Origin of the sequence: Xanthobacter aminoxidans, from assembly GCF_043193615.1 — a bacterium.
Classification (GTDB): Bacteria; Pseudomonadota; Alphaproteobacteria; order Rhizobiales; family Xanthobacteraceae; genus Xanthobacter; species Xanthobacter aminoxidans.
This window is the reverse complement of the sequence record NZ_JBAFUS010000001.1, coordinates 344,604-362,198: the sequence shown is the minus strand read 5'-3', so window position 1 is coordinate 362,198 and position 17,595 is coordinate 344,604. Positions and strand designations below refer to the sequence as shown.

The 17,595-nt window shown below is 68.0% G+C and carries 19 protein-coding genes; 6 read left to right on the top strand and 13 right to left on the bottom strand.

Features of this window, described 5'->3' with window-relative positions; genetic code table 11:
- The first annotated feature begins 199 nt into the window (after positions 1-199).
- Positions 200-871 carry a response regulator gene (locus V5F74_RS01675; RefSeq protein ID WP_029558234.1) on the top strand — a complete coding sequence of 224 codons (672 nt, stop codon included), beginning with the start codon at positions 200-202 and terminating at the stop codon, positions 869-871.
- On the top strand, positions 858-2,234 hold the full coding sequence (locus V5F74_RS01670; protein WP_394005903.1) for a sensor histidine kinase: 1,377 nt from the start codon (positions 858-860) through the stop codon (positions 2,232-2,234). Before V5F74_RS01675 ends, V5F74_RS01670 begins: the two co-directional genes overlap by 14 nt.
- 6 nt (positions 2,235-2,240) lie before the next feature.
- Here the strand turns inward: V5F74_RS01670 and V5F74_RS01665 are convergent, their stop codons facing one another.
- The 4 genes from V5F74_RS01665 to V5F74_RS01650 all read right to left on the bottom strand — a co-directional run bounded on the left by V5F74_RS01665 (position 2,241) and on the right by V5F74_RS01650 (position 5,778).
- Entirely contained in the window at positions 2,241-2,759 is a 519-nt protein-coding gene (locus tag V5F74_RS01665) for a hypothetical protein (RefSeq protein ID WP_156026391.1), read from the bottom strand.
- Between the two features lie 85 nt (positions 2,760-2,844).
- Complete coding sequence (locus tag V5F74_RS01660) at positions 2,845-3,729, bottom strand: ABC transporter permease (RefSeq protein WP_394005900.1); 885 nt, start codon at positions 3,727-3,729, stop codon at positions 2,845-2,847.
- 16 nt (positions 3,730-3,745) lie between these two features.
- Positions 3,746-4,615, bottom strand: coding sequence for an ABC transporter ATP-binding protein (locus V5F74_RS01655; RefSeq protein WP_245279386.1), 870 nt, complete (start codon positions 4,613-4,615; stop codon positions 3,746-3,748).
- Between the two features lie 119 nt (positions 4,616-4,734).
- Positions 4,735-5,778, bottom strand: coding sequence for an ABC transporter substrate-binding protein (locus tag V5F74_RS01650; RefSeq protein ID WP_394007453.1), 1,044 nt, complete (start codon positions 5,776-5,778; stop codon positions 4,735-4,737).
- A gap of 230 nt (positions 5,779-6,008) precedes the next feature.
- Here V5F74_RS01650 and V5F74_RS01645 point away from each other — a divergent pair, with 230 nt between their 5' ends.
- The gene (locus V5F74_RS01645; protein WP_029558239.1) at positions 6,009-6,680 is read left to right on the top strand and encodes a VIT1/CCC1 transporter family protein; all 672 of its coding nucleotides are present in this window, start codon (positions 6,009-6,011) and stop codon (positions 6,678-6,680) included.
- Between the two features lie 48 nt (positions 6,681-6,728).
- Here V5F74_RS01645 and V5F74_RS01640 read toward each other — a convergent pair whose 3' ends face one another.
- On the bottom strand, positions 6,729-7,823 hold the full coding sequence (locus tag V5F74_RS01640) for an HWE histidine kinase domain-containing protein (protein WP_245279387.1): 1,095 nt from the start codon (positions 7,821-7,823) through the stop codon (positions 6,729-6,731).
- Positions 7,824-8,052: 229 nt separating this feature from the next.
- Here V5F74_RS01640 and V5F74_RS01635 point away from each other — a divergent pair, with 229 nt between their 5' ends.
- On the top strand, positions 8,053-8,379 hold the full coding sequence (locus V5F74_RS01635) for a hypothetical protein (RefSeq protein WP_250166073.1): 327 nt from the start codon (positions 8,053-8,055) through the stop codon (positions 8,377-8,379).
- A gap of 60 nt (positions 8,380-8,439) precedes the next feature.
- Here the strand turns inward: V5F74_RS01635 and V5F74_RS01630 are convergent, their stop codons facing one another.
- Together V5F74_RS01630 and V5F74_RS01625 are read right to left on the bottom strand one after the other, a co-directional pair.
- Positions 8,440-10,095: a DUF1254 domain-containing protein gene (locus V5F74_RS01630; RefSeq protein ID WP_394005897.1), complete on the bottom strand. Its 1,656-nt coding sequence runs from the start codon at positions 10,093-10,095 to the stop codon at positions 8,440-8,442.
- A gap of 124 nt (positions 10,096-10,219) precedes the next feature.
- Positions 10,220-10,723 carry a DUF2380 domain-containing protein gene (locus V5F74_RS01625; protein ID WP_394005895.1) on the bottom strand — a complete coding sequence of 168 codons (504 nt, stop codon included), beginning with the start codon at positions 10,721-10,723 and terminating at the stop codon, positions 10,220-10,222.
- 183 nt (positions 10,724-10,906) lie between these two features.
- Between V5F74_RS01625 and V5F74_RS01620 the strand changes: the two genes are divergently transcribed.
- Positions 10,907-12,286 carry a sensor histidine kinase gene (locus tag V5F74_RS01620; RefSeq protein WP_394005893.1) on the top strand — a complete coding sequence of 460 codons (1,380 nt, stop codon included), beginning with the start codon at positions 10,907-10,909 and terminating at the stop codon, positions 12,284-12,286.
- Positions 12,283-12,915 carry a response regulator gene (locus V5F74_RS01615; RefSeq protein ID WP_029558244.1) on the top strand — a complete coding sequence of 211 codons (633 nt, stop codon included), beginning with the start codon at positions 12,283-12,285 and terminating at the stop codon, positions 12,913-12,915. The genes V5F74_RS01620 and V5F74_RS01615 overlap by 4 nt, the downstream gene beginning before the upstream one ends.
- Positions 12,916-12,918: 3 nt before the next feature.
- On the opposite strand, the gene V5F74_RS01610 is transcribed toward V5F74_RS01615, so the two are convergent.
- From V5F74_RS01610 to V5F74_RS01585, 6 genes are read right to left on the bottom strand one after another with little or no spacing between them, the layout of a single operon-like run.
- A complete protein-coding gene (locus tag V5F74_RS01610; protein WP_394005891.1) occupies positions 12,919-13,311 on the bottom strand; it encodes a RidA family protein in 393 nt (130 codons plus the stop codon).
- Positions 13,312-14,157, bottom strand: coding sequence for an alpha/beta hydrolase (locus V5F74_RS01605; RefSeq protein ID WP_394005889.1), 846 nt, complete (start codon positions 14,155-14,157; stop codon positions 13,312-13,314).
- 15 nt (positions 14,158-14,172) lie between these two features.
- The gene (locus V5F74_RS01600) at positions 14,173-14,886 is read right to left on the bottom strand and encodes an ABC transporter ATP-binding protein (RefSeq protein ID WP_394005887.1); all 714 of its coding nucleotides are present in this window, start codon (positions 14,884-14,886) and stop codon (positions 14,173-14,175) included.
- Positions 14,879-15,670 (bottom strand): ABC transporter ATP-binding protein, encoded by a 792-nt coding sequence (locus tag V5F74_RS01595; RefSeq protein WP_394005885.1) that lies wholly within the window; start codon positions 15,668-15,670, stop codon positions 14,879-14,881. Before V5F74_RS01595 ends, V5F74_RS01600 begins: the two co-directional genes overlap by 8 nt.
- Complete coding sequence (locus V5F74_RS01590; RefSeq protein ID WP_394005883.1) at positions 15,667-16,668, bottom strand: branched-chain amino acid ABC transporter permease; 1,002 nt, start codon at positions 16,666-16,668, stop codon at positions 15,667-15,669. Before V5F74_RS01590 ends, V5F74_RS01595 begins: the two co-directional genes overlap by 4 nt.
- A gap of 4 nt (positions 16,669-16,672) precedes the next feature.
- Positions 16,673-17,554: a branched-chain amino acid ABC transporter permease gene (locus tag V5F74_RS01585; RefSeq protein WP_394005881.1), complete on the bottom strand. Its 882-nt coding sequence runs from the start codon at positions 17,552-17,554 to the stop codon at positions 16,673-16,675.
- Between the last annotated feature and the right edge of the window lie 41 nt (positions 17,555-17,595).

The following is a 17,595-nucleotide window of genomic DNA, read 5'->3' as shown; positions in this document are numbered from 1 at the left end:
AAACCTTGCGGAAGTTACCTCCCGATTCGGCCTAAGCGCAACGCTTAGCTGGCGGTTGTCGGCCACCATTCCGATGCGTTCGCCGCCTTGGTTAAGGTGTTGCAGTGCACACAGGAAATGCTGCTGCCGCGCACTTGATCGCCCCCAGCCGCACGGCGAGACTGGGACGTCGCCGCCGGGGCGGCCGGGCTCCCGTTTCATGCGTCTCCTGCTGGTCGAGGACAATCACGAGCTTGCCGACTGGCTCGCCAAGATCCTGCGGCGGGACAATTTCGTCGTGGACGTGCTCAATGACGGGGAGGCGGCGGACCAGGCGCTGGCGCTGGAGACCTACGATCTCGTCATCCTCGACCTCGGCCTGCCCGGCATGGGCGGGATGCAGCTTCTGAAGCGCCTGCGCAGCCGCGCCAATGCGGTGCCGGTCATCATCCTCACCGCCAATGCCAGCCTCGACGGGCGGGTGGCGGGGCTGGATGAGGGGGCGGATGACTATCTCGCCAAGCCCTTCGACATCGCCGAGCTGGAAGCGCGCATCCGCGTGCAACTCCGCCGCTCGGCGCGCCGGCCGGACCCGGTCATCACCTGCGGCACGCTCGCCTTCGACACCAACACCCGCCTGTTCCGCCTCGGCGCGGAGCCTTTGGCGCTGACTCCGCGCGAGCATGCGGTGCTGGAGGCCCTGCTCATCAAGGCCGGGCAGACGGTGAGCAAGGCGCAGCTTTCACAAAGCATCTTCGGCCTCGACGATCTCGCCGACCCCAGCGCCATCGAGATTTATGTCCACCGCCTGCGCAAGAAGCTGGAGGGGGCCGACGTGCGGATCGTGACCCTGCGCGGGCTCGGCTATCTGTTGCAGCATGCGCATGGATAGCCTCCGCCTCCAGCTTCTGCGGTGGCTACTGCTGCCGCTGGCGGGCCTCGTGGCGGTGAACGTCTTCACCAGCTGGCGGCAGGCGAGCGCCACCGCCGATCTCGTCACCGACCGCACCCTCGATGCCTCCGTCCGCGCCATCGCCGAGGACGTGCGCATCGACCGGGGCGTCATCGACGCCATCGTCCCGCCCGTGGCGCTGGAGATGTTCGACACCGGCCACCGGGACCGGGTGTTCTACCGGGTGGACACCGCCGCCGGCCGCCTGCTCACCGGCTATCCCGATCTGCCGCTGCCCGAGCCGCCGCCGCAGGCGAGCGCGCCGGTGCATTTCACCGGCAGCTATCGCGGCAGCGACCTCCGGCTCGCGGCCCTGTCCTATCCGCTGGTTGGCGCCACCGATGGCGCGCGGGTGACGGTCGTGGTGGGTGTCACGCTTGCCGGACATGCGGCCATGGTGCGGGAATTATGGGTGGGCAATTTCGGCCAGCAGCTCATCCTGCTGGTGGCGGCCGGCGTGCTGGTCATCATCGGCCTCGGGCGGGGGCTGGCGCCGCTGATGCGCCTGCGCGAGGCGGTGATGGAGAAGGGGCGGGACGATCTCTCCCCTTTGCCGGACCATGCCGTGCAGAGCGAGTTGCGCCCGCTGGTGGCCGCGCTCAACACCTATATGGGCCGCGTCGCCGGGCAGATGGCGGCGCAGCGCCGTTTCGTCGCCAATGCCGCGCACCAGTTGCGCACGCCGCTGGCGCTGCTCTCGACGCAGGTGGCCTTCGCCCGCCGCACCGGGGAGGCCGCCGAGCGCGCGGAGGCATTGGCCGGGGCGGAGGAGAGCACCCGCCGCCTCGCACGCCTCGCCGCCCAACTCCTCACCTTGTCCCGCGCCGAGCCGGGCAGCCGTCGCCCGCGCGACGAAGACATCGACCTCGCCCAGTCGGCCCGGCAGGTGCTGGAGGGGCTCGCCTATCTCGCGGTGGAGCGGGACATCGACCTCGGCCTCGACGTGAACGCCCCCGCCGTCACGCGCGGCGACGGCGCCATGATGCGCGAGGCGGTGGTGAACCTCGTGGAGAACGCTTTGCGCTACACGCCGAAGGGCGGCACCGTGACTGTTACTGTGGAGGGGACGGCGGAGGAGGCTGTGCTGGTGGTGGAGGATTCGGGGCCGGGTATTCCGCCGGAAGAGCGCGACAAGGTGTTCGAGCGCTTCTACCGGGTGCCGGGCACGCCGGGCGAGGGCTCCGGCATCGGCCTCTCCATCGTGCGCGAGGTGGTGGACGGGGCAGGCGGAAGGCTCTTGCTCGGCACGGCGGCGGCCGGCGGGCTGAGGGTGGAGATGCGGCTGCCGGTGGCGGGGGGATGATCGCCACTATTTCATGGCAATACACGTCCAATGCACTGCGAGGCGAAACGTCTCCTCGCCAAACCCCGGATTCAGCTGGGCGGCTTTCTCAACGGCACTTTCTGCATCGATGGTGAGGCTCCCACTTTTATATTCAAAACATCTGGTGCAGTCCCGATCAAAATTCACCGCCGAACGAATGGCTGCCTGCAGGGTGGAAAAATTTTCGGTAGGGTGGGCTCGTTTGAGCCAATCGAAAACCATATCTGTATTAGCGATATCCCTATTCTGTCTGCCTAAAATAGATTCAATGGCAAAATTGGTGATATAATTCGCAAAACGGCGATATTTTGATACGGATAATTTATTATTATATTCTATAGTTGATAGTTTTTTTCGATTTATAGTCGATATGTAGGTGTTTTGACAGAACTTTAACAGGAAATAAGCAGCGTCAGAAAGTGCCAATTTTGACGCATTTTTGATATATAACTCCGGATTGTCCACTGCCAACCCCGCATGGCTATCGTAAATTTGACGCTCCATTTCACGATATATAGTCCATGCGGGATCAGAATGGCAGCATCGTCTACGTGTCCAGCAACTGAATCACTGTCTCTCGCCTTTTTCCTCAGTTCTGCTCGCTGTAGGGCACCGGGCGCCACTTCACGAGACGGTTCTCCACCAGCGTGATGAGGAATTCCATCACCAGCGCCACCACCGCGAGGATGATCATGGCCGCGAACACGCCGTTGGCGTTGAACGCGCCCTGCGCGGTGGCGATCAGGAGACCCACGCCCTGTTTGGCGCCGAGGAATTCGCCCACCACCGCGCCCACCAGCGCGAAGCCGAAGGAGACGTGGAGCGAGGCCAGGATCCAGCTCATGGCCGAGGGGATGATGACCGAAGTGGTGATCTGGAAGGGCGAGGCGCCGAGGATCTGGGCGTTGGCGATCATGGCGCGGTCGGCCTCGCGCACGCCCTGGAAGGCATTGGCGAACACCACGAAGAACACCATCACCACCGCCAGCGCCACCTTGGACGCCATGCCGAGGCCCAGCGCGATGATGAAGATCGAGCCCAGCACCACGCGCGGGATGGAATTGGCGATCTTGATGTAGATGGAGAACACGTCCGCCAAGAGCTTGTTGCGACCGAGAACGATGCCGCACACGATGCCGCCCACGGCGCCGATGAAGAAGCCGAGGATGGTTTCCTCCAGCGTCACCATGATCTGCACCCAGAGCGGGCCCTGCGAGGTGCCTTCCGTCATCCACACCCAGATCTGCTCGGCGATGCCGGAGGGGCTGGCGAAGAAGAACGGATCGATGAAGCCGGTGAGGGCGCCGATTTCCCAGATGCCGAGCACGGCGACGAGAATGGCGATACGCAGCGAGATGACGAGGGCGCGGCGGGCCTTCCGCCGGGCGCGGGCCTTGGCCTCGATCTCGGCTTCGGTGGGCACCGCGCGGGCGGCGGCGAAGGGGGCGGAAGCGGCGTCTGCCTGCATGGTCATTGGTCGTTCCTCCCGTTCAGTGGCCGGTGTCGAGGGTGCGCTGCTGGCCGATCTGCACTTCTTCGCGCAGATCGTCCCAGATGGTGCGGCAGCGTTCGACGAAGGCGGCGTCGTAGCGGATTTCCGCCATCACCCGCGGGCGCGGCAGGTCGATGGTGTAGACGCTCTTCACCGTGGCCGGGCCGGCGGTGAGCACATACACCTTGTCGGCGAGGGCAACGGCCTCTTCGAGGTCGTGGGTGACGAACACCACGGACGCGCCGGAGCCGGACCACAGGGTGAGCAACTCGTCCTGCATGTTGGTGCGGGTCTGCACGTCGAGTGCCGAGAAGGGCTCGTCCATCAGCAGGATCTTCGGCTCGTTGATGAAGGTCTGCGCCAGCGCCACGCGCTTCCTCATGCCACCGGAAAGCTGGTGCGGATAATGGCTCTCGAAGCGGGCGAGGCCCACGCGGGCGATCCAGTCGCGCGCCTTCTCGTAGGCCACGGACTTGGGCAGGCCGCGATAGAGCGGGCCGGCGGCCACGTTGTCGAGCACCGAGCGCCAGGGGAACAGCGCATCCGCCTGGAACACGAAGCCCACGTCCTTGTGGATGCCGTTGACCGGCTGGCCCATCACCCGCACCTCGCCGGCGCTGGGCTTGGCGAGGCCGGTGACGAGGTTGAGCGTGGTGGACTTGCCGCAGCCGGTGGGGCCGACCACGCAGGCGAACTCGCCGCGGTCCACGCTCATGTTGAAGTCCCGCAGCGCCGTCATGGACTTGCCGTCGGGCGTCAGGAACCGGCGGGTGACGTTGTCGAGCTCGATGGCCGGGCCGAGGCCGGCGGCAGCGATCGCGCCGGGGATCACCGCCGGGCGGGCGGGATCGAGGGTCTGAAGGGACATGCGTTTCCTCCCGCCGCCGGCGCGGGGCGCGGCGACCTCAATTCTTTCGGGGTGTGATGAGGGGCGCCGCGACGAGGCCGCAGCGCCGGGGTCAGCAGACGAGCGTCAGGTGCCGAGGCTCAGTTGCCGAGCGTTTTGGCGGCGTTGTCCACGTAGGTGGTGGTGTAGGTCTTGGACAGGTCGATGGCCTTGCCCTGCACGTTCTTGGAGAAGGCCTGCAGCACCTTCAGTACCGTCTCGGGACCACCGGCGGGCATGCGGCCGTCCGGCGTGAATTGCGCCTTACCCTCGGCCAGACCCTGAATGTAGAGGTCCTTGTCGCCGACGTAATAGTCCTTCGGCATCTTCTCCGCGATCTCCGCCGCCGAGTGGCTGGCGATGAAGCGCATGGTGCGCACGAAGGCATTGGCGAGCTTCTGCGCCTCGGCGGGATGGCTCTCCAGCCAGCTCGCCTGCACGTAGAAGGAGGCGGCCGGATAGAGGCCGCCGAGGGCCGCAACGGTCTTCTCCGGCGTGCGCATGTCGATGAGGATCTTGGCGACGCCCATCTTCACCAGCTGGCCGATGGTCGGCTCGGTGGTCATGCCGGACTGGATCTGGTCCTGCTTCATGGCGGCGATGAAGGTATTGCCCGCGCCCACCGGCAGCAGGGAATAGTCGCCCGGCTTCAGGCCGCCCTTGAAGGCGAGATAGCGGGTGAGGAAGTCCGTGGAGGAGCCGAGGCCAGTCACGCCCAGCGTATGGCCCTTGAAGTCGGCCGGCGACTTGATCTGGTCGGCGTATTTGGTCGCCACCATCTGCACTTCGCCGGGCGCCTGGCTGAACTGCACCACGGAGGTGATGAACTTGCCCTTGGCCTGAAGATCGATGGTGTGGTCGTAGAAGCCCACCACGCCCTGCACGGCGCCGGCGAGCAGTTCGTTTTCCGCCTCGACACCGGCGCGGGAGTTGATGAGCTCCACCTCAAGCCCTTCATCCTTGAAGTAGCCGAGCGCATTGGTGAGGGCGGCGGGCAGGTAGATCTGCTTTTCCATGCCGCCGACGATGATGGTCAGCTTCTCGGCATGGGCGGCAGCCGGGCCGAGCAGGCTCGCGGCGATAGCGGCCGCACCGGCGAGCGCCTTCAGGCGGCCGCGCGCAAGGATGCGAGCAGAGGATTTCAGCATGTGATGCCCTTCCCGTGAGGGCGCCCTGCGCCCGCGTTTCCTGGTGGTGGACCTGCGGCGCTTATGAGACGGCCGGCTTCTCCACACCAACACGGATAAACCCTTTCAGCTTTCAGTCGGCTTTCATTCCGGAAAGGAATGCCCAAGGAATTGGAATGCCCTTTCGTCAGCTTGCCGGCCGTGTCATGAGCAGCGAGGCTGTCAGGATCGGGCTGGAGAAACGCATCATGTCGCTGCCGTCGCGCGTCGTTGCCTCGCTCAAGGCGTCCATCGGCGATGTGGTGTTCGGCATGGAGGACGGCACCGTCTCCATCTTCGGCCTCGTCTTCGGCGTGGCCATGAGCACCAACGATCCCCGCGCGGTGCTGATCGCTGGCGCCACTGGTGCGGCGGCAGCAGCCGTCTCCATGATGGCGGGCAGCTATCTCGATGCGGAATCGGTGCGTGACGCCCGCCGCGCCCGGCGCAACGGGCCGGTGGATGCGACGGAGGCCGCAGCGCAGGTGGAGACCGTCGCGGCGGCCCTCACCCGCGGCGGCATGGCGGCGGCGGACGTGGCGCAGGTGGCGGAGGCGCTGAAGCGTGCGCCGCGCGCCACCCTCGGCCTGCGCTCCGAGCTCGACGAGGCGGATGACGGCGCCAGCCCGACCTCGCATGCCTTCTGGATGTTCGTCTCGGACCTGTTCGCCGGATTCACCCCGGTGCTGCCCTTCGCCTTCCTGCCCATGGATCAGGCGCGGATCGTCTCGCTGCTGCTGACGACGGCGCTGCTGGTGGCGCTGGGTGTCGGGCGCGGCATCGTGGGCAAGCGCTCCATCGTGCGCGCCACGGCGGAGACGCTGACCATCGCCGCTTCCGCTGCGGCAGCTGGTGTGCTGGTGGGGCGGTTGCTCTCGTAAGGCTCAGGCGGCGGCCGCGTCGCGGCCTCGACTCGTCCGCGGGCGGTCTCAGCGTCTTTGAACGTCCGCCATGCGCGCTTCGAACCGCGCCACCAGCCCGGACGGCATCCACTCCTTCACGACGCCGCCCTTCCCGAGCAGTCCCATCTCGATCAGAAGAGATCCGAAGCTTCGCCGGCCGGGCTCGTTCACCATCGGGCCACCCGACTCCTGCCAGGTCATCCGAAGCGTCGGCTCGCCGGCCTCTTCGTCGATCGTCCACGACAGGTCGACCTTGCCGCCGGGTACGGACAGCGCCCCATGCTTGGCCGCGTTCGTCGCCAGCTCGTGAAGGAGCAAAGAGAGCGAGAGCGTGGTCTTCGGACCGAGTTCGATGTCGGGGCCGGATGTCGCGATGCGGCCGTCGTCCCCATGGAGTTCGAGCATCGGTCGCACGACGCTCATCATGGAGGCGGCCATCCAGTCCTGCTGGAGCAACTGGTCGTGCGCGATGCCCATGGCCGCGATCCGCCGGCAGAGGGCCTCGACGGCATCGCGCTCCTGCACGCCCCGGAGCGTCTGGGTCGCAATGGCCTGAACCATGGCCAGCGTATTCTTCATCCGGTGGGTGATCTCGGCATTCAGGACGGCCTGCTGCTTCTGCGCTTCGTCACGCTCGCGCAGGGCCTGCCGGAGCTCCAGCTGCCGCATCACCTGACGGGCGAGCACCTTGAGGGTGTCCTGCTGAAGCTGGGAAAGCTGCCGGGGCCGGTAATCCAAGACGCACAGGGTGCCGATGGCATGGCCTTCGGTGGTCTTCAGCAACGCGCCTGCATAGAACCGCAGGTTCGGCTCCCCCGTGACCAGGGGATTGCAGGCAAAGCGCGGGTCCTGGGTCGCATCAGGAACGAGAAGAAACTCTTGTTCCAGGATCGCCTTGGCGCAGAACGAGCTGTCCAGGGGCGTCTCGCGGACCCCCAGGCCCACCTCGGCCTTGAAGAACTGACGATGGTCGGAGATGAAGTTCACGACGGCGATCGGCGTTTCGCAGATGCGCGAGGTCAATTCGGCGATCTCGTCGAAATCCCGCTCCCTCGGGCTGTCCAGCATGTTGAAGCTGGCTAGCGCCTTGAGCCGCTCACTCTCCCTCAACGCGGTATTCAAAGGCGCATCCCGAGCTTGCCGACAGGTTGATCCTCAATGGCATTTTCTCGCAGGGGAGCATAGCGCTTTTCACCCAAGTCCCCGAATGCGCGGAGCGGGGCAGGGGCCCGCGACAGGTACGCGACAGGTACGCGAGAGGCCGCGACCTGGTGTCCCTCGCGTGCGAAGCGGTGGCGTCTGGCATCGAACTTGTTTGCGCCCTGGCGGAGGAGCCAAGGGAGGAAGCCCGATGCAGCAAAAGCCGGACGCCGACGACTATCTCGCGCTCTTCGGGCGCTACAAGGCGGACTTCGGGGATGTCTACATGGACCCCGAGGACGAGCGCTTCCGCCTGCTGTTCGACCAGATCTGTCGCATGCTGACCCAGCCCTCGCCGTTCAATCTGGCCCTGCCGGAGCAGTTCCGCGCCACGGCCTTCCGCTATCTCGAAGGCGATCCGCACACGGTGGCGCACATGACCACCATCGAAAACCGGCACTTCATGCTGAGCGACCTGTTCGACTACGTCCACCTCGTGAACACCATGGGCGGCCGCTGGGACCAGCGCGGGCGCTGAGACCGCCATGGGTTGGAAACCGGCCCGGGAGCGCAGGACGCGCCTCCGGGCCGGAAGCCGCTACTTCACGGTTTCGATCTCGCCCACCCGCCAGCTCTTGTCGAAGAAGGACGGCAGCGGGCTGTAGAGACGCAGGATGGTGAACCAGCCCTTGCCGGGCATGGTCTGGATCCAGTTGGCGCGCGCGACGCCCTGGGGCTGGGTCGGCCCGAACCAGATGGTGGTCGTGCCGTCCGCCGCCGCCTCGGCCGCTGGGGAGGGATAGCCCTGGCTGCCGGCGCGGGGATAGTTCTGGGGCGTCTGCAGCATCGAGCGGGTCTGGTTGTCGTAGAGCGTGAGCGACCAGAAGGCCGCCGCCGGGATGTGCGGCGGCAGCACCACCTTGTAGGTCTTCGCGCCGTCGAAGGGATTCCCCTCGGGATCGAGGAAGCTCATCAGATACTGCGAGCCGATGCCCGGCACGCGCATGATCATGCCGGGGGAATCAAGCGTGTAGCCGTAATAGAAGGCTGTGCGGGAATCGAGCGTCCGCGCGCCGGTCGGCGGCAGGGGCTTGAATACGCCCGCCTCGAAGACGGGCGGGGGCGTCTCGAAGAAGGCGCCGCCCTGCCACAGCATGCTGCCCCATCTGGAGTCCTTGTAATAGGCCCAGTCCGGGTGCTTCATCGCATAGCGCCAGTTGAGTGCCCGCCCGGTCGCCTGCCCGAAGGCCGCCGCGTCCGACAGGATTTTCTTCATCCGCGCATCGGGATTGAACGGCTTGCCGTGGACGATGCCGATGGCGGCGAGCTGGCCGGCCAGCTCCACGTCGTAGCTGGTCGCCGGCTGCATCTGGACGTTCTCGTTGATCAGCTCGAAGAAGCCGATGTCGCTGGGCGGGATCGTGTTGAACGACAGGCCGCTGCCCTCGATGAACTTGGTCTCGGGGATCTTGGGCTCGGGGGCGATGCGGACCTTCCCGTCCAATGCCTGCGCGAGGCTCGAACCGTAGGCGCCCGGCTGGTAGGGATAGACCTTCATGGTCTTCCTGATGTTCTCGACAGCGGGCTTGGGATCGTTGTCCTTAAGGTAGGCCCGCGCTGCATAGAGCGCGAAGTTGGTCTTCGAGCGCCCGATGAAATAGCCGCCTTCCGGCAGGGGCCCATCATAGTCCGGCCCGACGATCAGGTACTTGCCGCCGAGCCCGCGATCCGGCCCCGGCCCGCCGATGTCGATGATCCACGAGAACCACATGTCGTTGATGGTGCCCACCGCGTCGGAGGGCTGCTCGACCACGACCGGGCCTTTGCTCAGGTCGAGTCCGGTCAGGTAGTAGACCGTGTCGGCGTTGGCCGTCAGGAACAGCGAATGGGAATCCATCAGCTTCGAGAAGATGACCACATCGCCGGGCTTGGCGCCGATGCTCTCGAAGCCCTTGACGAGGGCCAGCGCCGAGGCGCCGCGAAAGCTGTTGTTGTAGGCGGCGAGCGCCTGGTTGAAATCGAGGATGTCGTAGGTCTTCTCGGCCGTCTCGGCCGTCGGCACGCCGTCCTTGAAGGTCAGCGGCCCGAAGCCCGTGCTGATCGACGCCGGCGCGCCGAGCTGTTCGACGACCTTGGCCGGCACCTCGGCCTGCGCCACCGCCGAGACAAGCAGCGCGGCCGCTACCAAAGCACCCGCCACGGCCGAGGTGCGAAGCGAAGGTGGAAGGCTGTAATTGAACGGTCTGAGTTCCACGATCGGCTCCTCCCAATGCAGAGCCGCGGACATTAGTGGTCAAGGCACTGCTTGAACATCTCCTGCCCGAGCAGCATGGCGCGTGCCGCAAAGGACGGCTGCCGGGGCCATCCGGGAGCCTGGATCAATCCTGCGACACGGTAAGGATCTGGCCGGCGATGAAGGATTCCGCGCGGCGCCACGCTTCGTCATTGTCGCCCCGGAAGGTGTAGAGCTTCTGGAACACCACGCGGCCGGCGTTCACCGCGACCACCTCCACCTTGGCCATCTGCACCAGCGTGCTCATCTTGTGGATGCCGCCGACCACGAGCAGGTCGGCGCCGGCCTGCTTCGCCGCCTCGGCCAGCTCCGGCACCGCGCCGGCCGTGAGCGTGCAGGGTGCGGGATCGCAGTCCGGCGTCACCACGCGCAGGCGCCCGCCGGCGGCCAGGTCGGTGGCGAGGGCGGCCATGAAGGCCTTCACCCGCGCCTGATGCTCGGCGGTCTGGTCGCGCGGCTCGCCGGAGGAGTCGCTGTAGGTGAAATCGATGATCGCCACGCCTCGCGCCTCGCTGCCAGCGGCGGCGGCGCTCGCGAGTGTGCCGAGAACGGCGAGAGCGGGCAGGAGCGGGAAGGGGCGCAGCGCCATGGTCGTGTCTCCGGTCTGATGGCCTGAGCGTGCCGCCGCTATCGCCCTCCGGCCAGAGACGGGTTCACGCCGGGAGCCGGGAAGATTTCCCGACGTGCGGCGGCGATCTTCCGCCGGCGCGCCCACGTCCCTAAGGTCCTGACCGGCATCGTGGCCGCCCGGTGCCCGCCTGCGAGTGAACCGATGACCCGTTCCCGGCTCGACCTCAAGCTCCGGCTGACCCTCCAGATCGCCGCGCTGATGGCGCTGTGCCTAGTCGGGGCGGTGGGCTGGCTGCTCCTTGATGGCGTGCGTGCGGGCGAGGTGCAGGTGGCCCGCATCGCCGATCTGATGGCCCGCGATCTCGCGTTCCAGCGCCAGCAGATGCAGTGGGTGCGCGGCGCGCCCGGCGTGTTTCCCGATCTCCAGCGCCTTGCGCCGGCCTTGATGGCGCCCGGCCTGTGCATCGCCTTCCGCCCTGCCGGCGCCGAGGGCTTGCAGCGCCTGTGCAGCGGTGCCGAGCCGGACGACGGGCGCACGCCGGAGCTGTTTCAGCGCCTTTATGACGGCTTGTTCGGAGCGCGGGGCACGGCTGAGCGCATGGTGGCGGTGGGCGGGGCGGCGGAAGGCGTTGTCACCGTCACCCTCGCCCCGGAAACGCAGGCGGGGCGGGCGTGGCGCGAGGTAAGCCGCCTCGCCGTATTGGTCGCGGCCATGCTGCTGGTGCTGTGCGCGCTGGTCTATCTCGCTCTGGCGCGGGCGCTCAGGCCCACCCGCATCATCGGCGAAGGGCTCGATCGCCTGACGCGCGGCGACCTCTCCGCCCGCATGCCGGCTTTCGATCTCGCCGAGCTGTCGGCGGTGGGACAGGTGTTCAATGCGCTGGCGGCGCGGCTTCAGGCGGCGCTTGACGAGAGCCGGAGCCTCACCCGCCGGCTGATCGCGGTGCAGGACGAGGAGCGGCGGTCCCTCGCCCGCGAGCTGCACGATGAATTCGGCCAGAGCCTCGCCGCCATCGGCGCGGTGGCGGCACTCGCCGGCCAGACGGCGGCGCGCGATTGCCCGGCGCTGGTTCCCGAGTGTCAAAGCATCGGCCGCACCGCCCAGTCCATGATGCAGGCCCTGCGCGGCGCGCTCCTGCGCCTGCGGCCACCGGAGGTGGAGGAACTGGGCCTCGTCGCCAGCCTCGAAGGGCTGGTTACGGGCTGGAACGGCCGGCTCGGCGCAGCCACCCGCTTCAGTCTGGATGTGACCGGCCAGCTCGATCCGCTGGAGCCGGCCTTCGCTGCCGGCCTCTACCGCATCGCGCAGGAGGCCATCACCAATGCCGCGAAACACGCTGGCGCCTCCAACGTGCGGCTGCTCCTTGCGCGTGAGACGGGTCCGGCGGGCGATGTCGTCATGCTCACCGTGGAGGACGACGGCCGGGGCGCGCCGGCACCGGCGGCGGACGGGTTCGGCCTGCTCGGCATGCGCGAGCGCGTGGCCGTCATGGGGGGCGAACTCTCCATCGGGACCGCGCCCGCCGGTGGCCTCCTGCTGCGGGCGAGGCTCCCGCTCCCGGCCGGGGAGGCAGCATCATGACCCAGCGCATCATGCTGGTGGACGACCACGCCGTGGTGCGCGAAGGCTACCGCGCCCTTCTGGACCGCCAGCCCGGCCTCGCCGTGGTCGCGGAGGCGGGGGAGGGGGCCGAGGCCTACCGGCTGTTCAAGCAGGCGCGGCCTGATCTGGTGGTGATGGATCTGTCCCTGCCCGGCTTCGGCGGCGTGGAGGCCATCCGGCGCATCCGGCAATGGGACGGGACGGCGCGCATCCTCGTCTTCACCATGCACCAGAATGCCGCCTTCGCCGTGCAGGCCATCCGCGCCGGGGCGCTGGGCTACGTCACCAAGAGCAGCCCGCCCGAGGTGCTGATCGGCGCGGTGCGGGACGTGCTCGCCGGCCGTATGGCGCTGAGCCCTGATATCGACCACGAGCTCGCGCTCTCCCGCCTGAAGGAGACTCCGAGCGTCGCCGAGGTGCTGAGCCCGCGCGAGTTCGAGGTGCTGCGCCTGCTCCTTGCCGACAAGGGCACGGACGACATCGCCGAGACCTTGAACCTCAGCCCCAAGACGGTGGCCAACATCCGCTCCCAGATCCGCGCCAAGCTCGGCGTCCAGTCGGATATCGCACTGACGCTCCTGGCGCTGCGGCAGGGGATTTCGGCCTGACGGTCAGGCGGCAGCCACCGCTACGGCCTCGATCTCGAAACGCCATTCGGGGCGGGCAAGCGCTGCGGCGATGACCAGGGTCGAGGCGGGCTTGTGGCCCTTGAGCAGCTCCGTGCGCAGCGCCCCGTAGCCGGCATAGTCGGCGGGATCGGTGAGATAGGCCGTGACCTTGGCGAGGTCGCCGAGCCCCATGCCGGCCGCCGCGAGCACCGCCTCCAGATTGGCGAAGGCGGCGCGCACCTGCCCCTCGAAATCCGCCGGCACCTGCCCGGAGGCATCGATACCCACCTGTCCCGAGATATAGAGCGTGCGCATCGGGCCGCTCGCCAGCACGGCGGGGCTGTAGGGCAGAGCGGCGTCGGCGGGGGTGGCGAGCACGGCGGAAAGGGCGGGCATTCAGGCCTCCGGAGGGCGGGCGAGGGCGAGGATCGCGCGGGTGAGCGGATCGGCGCCATCGGCCAGGGGATCGAGCAGGGTGAAATGGTTGCGGCGCGCCGGCTCCATGCGCTGCACGGCGCCACCGCGCGCGCCCCACAGCTCGGCGAAATCGCGGCTCCATCGCTTGAAGCCGTCCGTCTCGTCTCCGCCCACGGCGCAGAGGAGCGGCATCAGCCGCGCGCCGGGTGGAAGGTCGCCGAGGCGCAGCAGCGGGCTCATCGCCGCCGCTTCCGGTGCCGAGAGGCGGAGGTCGGCATTGATGGAGGTGTGACGCAGAGGGCGCAGGTCATACACGCCGGACAGTCCGGCGAGGGCGCAGATGGGGCCGTCGCCCCGCGCCGCCTGATCGAGCGCCAGCATGGCGGCGAGCTGCCCGCCCGCCGAATGGCCGGCGACCACGATGCGGGAGGGGGCGAGGTTCTCCACCACCCAGCTCAGAGCGAGCCGCATCTCGTCCACGATGTCGGCGACGCGCACGCCGGGCGCGAGGTCATAGCCCGGCGCCACCAGCGTCACACCTGGGGCCAGGCAGGGGCCGGCGATGAAGGAGACATCGGACTTGTCCAGCGCCCGCCAGTAGCCGCCATGGATGAAGAACAGCACCGGCGCCCCTTCGCCCGCCGGGAACACATCCAGCAGGCAGCGCGGCCCCGGCCCGTAACGCTGGTCGAGCCGCCAGCCGCCGGTGGCGCGCAGCGCCGCGCCGAGGCGGCGATGGCCGTCATAGACGCTCTCGCGCTCGGGATGCCGGCGGCGCAGGGCGTATTCGGCTTCGAGCGCGGGATCGATGAGGGTATGCGGCATGGGATTTCCGAAAACTCACAGGCCGAGATAGGCGGCGCGCACGCCGTCGTCATGGAGCAGGTCGGCGCCCGCGCCGTCGCGCACGACGGCCCCCTCGGCGAGGACGTAGCCGTGGGCGGCGCTGCGCAGGGCCATGCTCGCATTCTGCTCGGCGATGAGGAGGGACATGCCCTCGGCATTGAGGCGACGGATGGTGGCGAAGATCTCCTGCACCACCTTGGGGGAGAGGCCCATGGAGGGCTCGTCCAACAGCAGGAGGCGCGGGCGGCCCATGAGGGCGCGGCCGATGGCGAGCATCTGCTGCTCGCCGCCGGAGAGCAGCCCCGCCGCCTGCCGCCGCCGCTCGGCGAGGCGCGGGAAGAGCGCGAACACCATGTCGCGGTCGCCGGCGACGCCCTGCGCCCGGCGCGGCCACAGCCGGCGGAAGGCGCCCATCTCCAGGTTTTCCTCCACCGTCATGGGCGCGAACACCCGCCGCCCCTCCGGCACCAGCGCCAGCCCGCGCGAGAGCCGGGCCGAGGTGGAGAGGTTGGTGATGTCCGCCCCGTCGAAGAAGATGCGCCCCGCCGTGGGTCGGATGAGGCCGGCGAGGGTGCGCAGCAGCGTGGTCTTGCCCGCGCCGTTGGCGCCGATGAGGCAGACGGACTGCCCGCGCGCCACCTTCAGGGAAACCGCGTGCAGAACTTCGGTGCCGCCATAGCCGGCGACGAGGCCTTCCACCTCAAGCATCGGCTGCCTCCTCGCCGAGATAGGCGGAGAGCACCTCCGGATGGCGACGGACGTCTTCCGCCGTGCCCTCGGCGATGCGCCGGCCGTTGTTGAGCACCAGAATGTCGTGGGAGAGCGACATGACCATGCGCATGTTGTGCTCCACCAGCAGCACGGTCATGCCGTCGCGGTTCAGGTCGCGGATGGTCTCGGCCATCTTGTCCGCCTCGGCGTGGGGCAGGCCGGCGGCGGGCTCGTCCAGCAGCAGCAGGCGCGGCTCGGAGGCTAGGGCGCGGGCCAGCTCCAGCACCTTCATCTGCCCGAACGCCAGCGATCCCGCCAGCGCATGGGCCTTGGCGGCGAGGCCGAAGCGCTCCAGCAGGGCCATGGCGGTGGTCTCCATCGCCCGTTCCTCGGCGCCCACGGACGGGACGTGGAGAAGAGCCGACAGGGTGGTGGCGCGTCCGCGCAGATGGCGGCCGACCATCACGTTTTCCAGCACGCTCATCTCGCGGAAGATCTGCAGGTTCTGGAAGGTGCGGGCGATGCCCCGGCGGGCCCGCTCGTGGGTTGGCAGGCGGTCGATGCGCGCGCCGTCGAACTTGATGGCGCCGTCGGTGGGGCGGGTGACGCCGGCGATCATGTTGAACAGCGTGGACTTGCCGGCGCCGTTGGGGCCGATCACCGCCTTGATCTCCCCGGCCTTCACGCGGAAGGACAGATCATCGACGGCGGTGACGCCGGCGAAGCGGCAGGTGAGGTTTTCCACCTCCAGGAGATCGCCGGTGTTGCGCGGCGTGTTCATGCCCGCCTCCTGCGCACAAGGCCGGCCAGCGCCGCGGGGATCCCTGCGAGGCCGCGCGGGAAGAGGATCAGCACCACCAGAAGGCCGAGGCCGAACAGCATCAGCTCGACATCCTCGTAATCGAGCAGGATCTGCGGCACGGCGGTGTAGATCAGCGCGCCCAGCATCGGCCCGTAGAAGGTGCCCGCGCCGCCGATGGCGACCATAACCAGCAGCATGATGGAGGGGGCGATGCCGAAGGTTTCCGGCGAGGCATACTGGTTGATGTGGACATAGAGGCTGCCGGCGATGCCGGCCATGCCAGCGCTGAGCACGAACACGGCGAGCTTGGTCCGGAAGCTGTCGATGCCCAGCGATTGCGCGCCCAGCTCGTTGGTCGCCACCGCGCGAATGCTGCGGCCGATGCGCGAGGCGAGAAGATTGGAGATGGCGAGCATCACGAAGAAGGCCACTGCCCACGCCAGCGGGAAGGCCTTCGCCTCGGTGTCCAGCGCATGGCCGAAGATCGAGAAAGGCTCGACTCCGAGGAGGCCGTTGGGCCCGCCGGTGAACCCCACCAATTGGGTGAAAAAGACGACGAGGATGGCGTTCCACCCCAGCGTCGCCATGGCGAGATAGTGCCCGCGCAGCCGCAACGCCGGAATGCCGATGAGAAGCGCACCAAGGCCGGCGACGACGGCGGCCGCCGGCAGCCCGGCCCAGGGTGGCACGCCGTAGCGCACATTCAGGATGCCGCTCGCATAGGCTCCCAGGCCGAAGAAGCCGGCGTGGGCGAGGGAGATCTGGCCGCCATAGCCCATCAGCAGGTTGAGGGAGGCGATCAGCACCAGATTGATGAGGGCGAGGTTGGCGAGCGAGATCCAGTAGGCATTGGGCACCACGAAGGGCACCGCCGCCAGCGCCAGCCACACCAAGGCGAGGCGGGCATGGCGGGAGAGGCCGCGCTGGGGCAGGCGGCTGTGGGTCATCGGTCCGGTCTTCGCCTCGATGCTCGCCATGGCCTCACACCTTCACGATGTCGGCCCGGCCGAGCAGGCCGGAGGGGCGCACGAACAGGATGAGCAGCAGCACGGCAAATGCGATGGCATCCTTGAAATCGGACGAGATGTAGAAGCTGCCGAACGCCTCCAGGAGCCCCAGCGCCAGCCCACCCACCACGGCGCCCGGCAGGCTGCCGAGCCCGCCCAGCATGGCGGCGCTGAAGCCCTTGAAGCCGAATATGGCGCCCTGGTCGTAGGAAGCGAGGGTGAGGGGCGTGACGATGGCCCCGGCGAGCGCTCCCGCCAGCGCCGCGATGCCGAAGGAGAGCAGCACGGTGCTTCCCACATTCACGCCCACGATGGCCGCCGCCTCCCGGTCCGCCGCCGCCGCGCGCAGCGCCTTGCCGAGGATGGTGCGCTCGAAGAAGGCGTGCATCACCACGAGGAAGGCGAGGGTGATGGCGATGATCCACAGCGTCTGGCTCTGGATGCTCACCCCGCCGAAGGAGAGCGCGGTGTTGCCGGAGAAGCCGGCATAGCCCACCGGCTTCTTGCCCAGCACCAGCATCACGAGGCTGCGGCTGACGATGGAGAGGCCGATGGTGACGAGGGTGATGACGAGGGCATCCGGCTTCTTCAGCGGCTGCACCGTGAGCCGCTCGGAGAGGAGGCCCACCACGCCCACCAGCACCACCGCCGCCACCACCGCGAGACCGACGCTGGAAAAGGTGCCGATGAGGAGGGCCGTGACCATGCCGCCCATCACCACCCATTCGCCTTGCGCGAAATTCATCGCGCCCGTGCTCTTGAAGACCACGTTGAAGCCGAGCGCCACCAGCGCATAGACGGCGCCCGTGCCGATGCCGGATGACAGGACCTGGAGGAGGGCGGTTGTGGTCTGCATGGCTGTGAAGGGCGGCCTTTGGCAGCTCTCTGGGTGACTAT

Bases quoted from the DNA above. Each gene is read 5' to 3' on its own strand.
- V5F74_RS01615 (WP_029558244.1), top strand. From the start codon at position 12,283: ATGACCCAGCGCATCATGCTGGTGGACGACCACGCCGTGGTGCGCGAA.
- V5F74_RS01660 (WP_394005900.1), bottom strand. From the start codon at position 3,729: ATGACCATGCAGGCAGACGCCGCTTCCGCCCCCTTCGCCGCCGCCCGC.
- V5F74_RS01605 (WP_394005889.1), bottom strand. From the start codon at position 14,157: ATGCCGCATACCCTCATCGATCCCGCGCTCGAAGCCGAATACGCCCTG.
- V5F74_RS01665 (WP_156026391.1), bottom strand. From the start codon at position 2,759: ATGGAGCGTCAAATTTACGATAGCCATGCGGGGTTGGCAGTGGACAAT.
- V5F74_RS01635 (WP_250166073.1), top strand. From the start codon at position 8,053: ATGCAGCAAAAGCCGGACGCCGACGACTATCTCGCGCTCTTCGGGCGC.
- V5F74_RS01600 (WP_394005887.1), bottom strand. From the start codon at position 14,886: ATGCTTGAGGTGGAAGGCCTCGTCGCCGGCTATGGCGGCACCGAAGTT.
- V5F74_RS01585 (WP_394005881.1), bottom strand. From the start codon at position 17,554: ATGCAGACCACAACCGCCCTCCTCCAGGTCCTGTCATCCGGCATCGGC.
- V5F74_RS01620 (WP_394005893.1), top strand. From the start codon at position 10,907: ATGACCCGTTCCCGGCTCGACCTCAAGCTCCGGCTGACCCTCCAGATC.
- V5F74_RS01625 (WP_394005895.1), bottom strand. From the start codon at position 10,723: ATGGCGCTGCGCCCCTTCCCGCTCCTGCCCGCTCTCGCCGTTCTCGGC.
- V5F74_RS01610 (WP_394005891.1), bottom strand. From the start codon at position 13,311: ATGCCCGCCCTTTCCGCCGTGCTCGCCACCCCCGCCGACGCCGCTCTG.
- V5F74_RS01655 (WP_245279386.1), bottom strand. From the start codon at position 4,615: ATGTCCCTTCAGACCCTCGATCCCGCCCGCCCGGCGGTGATCCCCGGC.
- V5F74_RS01675 (WP_029558234.1), top strand. From the start codon at position 200: ATGCGTCTCCTGCTGGTCGAGGACAATCACGAGCTTGCCGACTGGCTC.
- V5F74_RS01595 (WP_394005885.1), bottom strand. From the start codon at position 15,670: ATGAACACGCCGCGCAACACCGGCGATCTCCTGGAGGTGGAAAACCTC.
- V5F74_RS01645 (WP_029558239.1), top strand. From the start codon at position 6,009: ATGTCGCTGCCGTCGCGCGTCGTTGCCTCGCTCAAGGCGTCCATCGGC.
- V5F74_RS01590 (WP_394005883.1), bottom strand. From the start codon at position 16,668: ATGGCGAGCATCGAGGCGAAGACCGGACCGATGACCCACAGCCGCCTG.
- V5F74_RS01670 (WP_394005903.1), top strand. From the start codon at position 858: ATGCGCATGGATAGCCTCCGCCTCCAGCTTCTGCGGTGGCTACTGCTG.